The sequence below is a fragment of the Neobacillus sp. DZ-9 genome, assembly GCF_059587065.1.
Window position 1 is genome coordinate 1 of sequence record NZ_JCAIOL010000039.1, and the last position, 2,940, is coordinate 2,940.

3 protein-coding genes are annotated in these 2,940 nt (G+C 37.7%); all 3 read left to right on the plus strand.

Going from position 1 to position 2,940, the window contains the following annotated elements; genetic code table 11:
- Window positions 1-141 precede the first annotated feature (141 nt).
- Window positions 142-1,716, plus strand: a complete 1,575-nt coding sequence (locus tag AC59HZ_RS31175; protein ID WP_496549585.1) for an extracellular solute-binding protein — start codon at window positions 142-144, stop codon at window positions 1,714-1,716.
- Window positions 1,717-1,830: 114 nt separating this feature from the next.
- Window positions 1,831-2,418, plus strand: a complete 588-nt coding sequence (locus tag AC59HZ_RS31180; RefSeq protein WP_496549583.1) for a hypothetical protein — start codon at window positions 1,831-1,833, stop codon at window positions 2,416-2,418.
- Between the two features lie 82 nt (window positions 2,419-2,500).
- On the plus strand, window positions 2,501-2,940 hold a 440-nt coding region (locus tag AC59HZ_RS31185), incomplete at its 3' end, for a beta-galactosidase (protein WP_496549584.1).

The following is a 2,940-nucleotide window of genomic DNA, read 5'->3' on the forward strand; positions in this document are numbered from 1 at the left end:
GCCAATCCTGATTGTCTATCCATTCTTACAAAAACATTTTGCGAAAGGAGTGATGCTTGGCTCTGTAAAAGAGTAGCCTTGTCGATTAACCAATGAAAGTATTCGATTTTAATGAAGAATTTACTAGGGGGAAATGCATTGATGAAACGATTTTTGTCAGTAACTCTATCGACTGTTCTCTTGGCAGGATCTCTTGCCGCATGTTCACCAAATGATAAGGCCTCATCTGATAACAAAAATGGTAAAGTATCGATCACATGGTTTGATGGTTCTTGGGAGAATCCAGTTCCTGAGCCAGGGAATGAAGCGGTTAAAACGTTAAATAAAAAGTTTAATATCGATTTTAAACCGCAGTATATACCTTTTGACCTTTATGATGATAAGTTGACAGTGAAAATGGCTTCCGGTGATATCCCAGATGTGATTGGGACAGAGGGTGTTGATACAAATTATGTCAAGTGGGCAAAACAAGGTGCATTTTTACCATTAAATGATTATGTAAAGAAGTATGAGAACTTTAAAGCTATCCCACAGTCTGTTTGGGATGCAGTAAGTGTAGATGGGAAAATATACGGGATTCCACTTTTCTTTCCGAGTGCTGGCGGAAAGAGACCTATCATTCGCCAGGACTGGCTTGATAAGTTAGGTTTAAAAATGCCTACGAATTTTGAGGAATTAGAGAAGGTTGCCATTGCCTTTGCTACACAGGATCCGGATGGAAACGGCAAAAATGACACGGTAGGCTTAGGCCTTGCCAAAGGAATTACCTATGATCCTTCTTTTGGTGCTTATTGGGGTAATAGCTGGTACCATAAGAATAAAGATGGTCAACTAATTCCAGGACAAATTTCTGAAGGCAGCAAAGATAAAATCACTTCCATAAATAGAATGTTTAAAGCTGGAGCGCTTGATAAAGACTGGGCAATTAAAGAATATAATGAAGTATTTAAAGACTTTAATGCGGGTAAGGTTGGAATTTGGTATGAACAGCCAGGAACAGAAAAAGGGGCAGAGCCTAATAATCTTGATTTGGCTACTTTGAGGAAGAATGCTCCTGATGCAAAAATTGCTGCCATTCCTGCATTCCAGCAGCCTGATGGCGAATCTGGATTTGTATACGGCGGCGGTTATTATCGAATTCGGATGTTAAGCGCTAAATTGAAAAATGACCAAAATAAGGTTGAAAAAATATTTGAAATGATGGACTACATGGCTAAGTATGTACCTGCAGATGAACAAAAGCCCGATAATGAATATTTCGATTGGACGATGGGCGGCGAAGGCAAAGGGTATAAAATGACTGATGGGCAGCCAGAAAAAACAGATGATTATAGTAAATATGCGCCATTAGCACTATTCAACGAGCAGCTAGGTGGATTTGCTAGTGGTGAAAAAGTTCTGGAGGATTATGCAAAACAATCTAAAGCTCCTGAATCAAAAGAATTTAATAATGTAATGTATGACATGCTTTCTAAATCTAATTTCTATATCAGCCCTGTTGGCCGTATTCACTCGGATGTATATAATGACAAGATGGCTGCTTTAAATGAGTATGCTTCGAATGAATTAACCAAAATGATCGTGGGTCAAAGACCAATTTCCGATTGGAATAAATTCGTAGAAGAGTATATGTCTAAAGGCGGAAAAGACGTCATTGAGGATGTTAACAAGCTGTTAGAAGAAAATAAAATAAATGGTGAATGGGTAAAAAAATAATATGAAGGTGAATACAATCCCCTGAAAAATTTCGGGGGAGTGTTTTTCATCATAACCAAATAGGGTCCTGTGTAATGATTCATTCATTTTTTAGCAAAAACCAAGGTGATGGAAATGATAAAGACACAACTACTAAAAAAGTTAGACAACATTTGGTACCATTATAAAACCCATATTTTAACTGGGATACTGGTTCTTGCTATATTGATTCCTCTTGTTTTTTTTACTAAACATGAAAAGCCGGCAGCATTAAATGTTACTTTTATCGGAAATATGATGGAACAGAAGGAGCAGCAGGCACTTCAAAAAAGAGCCTCTGCCGAGATTTTAAAGGCGGATTTGAAGTCTGAAATTAAGTTGAATTTTTGGCGAGTAAATGGAACTCTTACCTCGCCGGATAATATGGATTTATATCAAAAAATGCTTGCCCAAGTTGCTGCAAAAGACATTGATATTATTGTTCTTGATAGAAGTGACTTTTTAGTACTGTCTAAACAAGGAGCTTTTAAAGATTTGGATTTTATAAAAAAGGCGAACAATGACAAAAAAACAGATAAAAACGGAATGGATCTAACCGGAAATGAACTCCTTCGTCGTGCGGGATACAATCCGGACAATAAGATGATGGCGATCATATCCAATACGCAAAAGAAAGCAACGACGATAAAATTTGTTCAATGGCTTGTTAACCAGACTAATTAACATGCTGGCAGGGTTCCGTTTGCTACTAAGCTATAAAACTGTTACCAAGAGTTTTGGGGCATGACAATTTTGGAGGGAAATCATGATAACCTATGATAAAAAAAGTTGGAAGATTCATAATAAGAGAATCTTCATCTTATCTGCTGCCATCCACTACTTCCGTCTTCCAAGGGCCGAGTGGGATGATGTTTTAGAAAAAGCCAAAGCTGGTGGATGTAATACAGTTGAAACCTATATTCCGTGGAATTTCCATGAGATGAAGGAAGGCGAATGGGATTTCTCTGGCGACAAAGATTTAGCGCATTTTCTTAAATTATGCGCTGATAAAGGATTATATGTCATTGCAAGACCAGGTCCATATATTTGTGCAGAATGGGATTTTGGGGGATTTCCTTGGTGGCTCTCTACGAAAAAGGGGATTCAATATCGTTCCGCTGAACCTATTTTTTTACAATATGTGGATAAATATTTCGATCAAGTCCTACCAATCATTGATGAATTCCAGTTGACGAAAAATGGGAC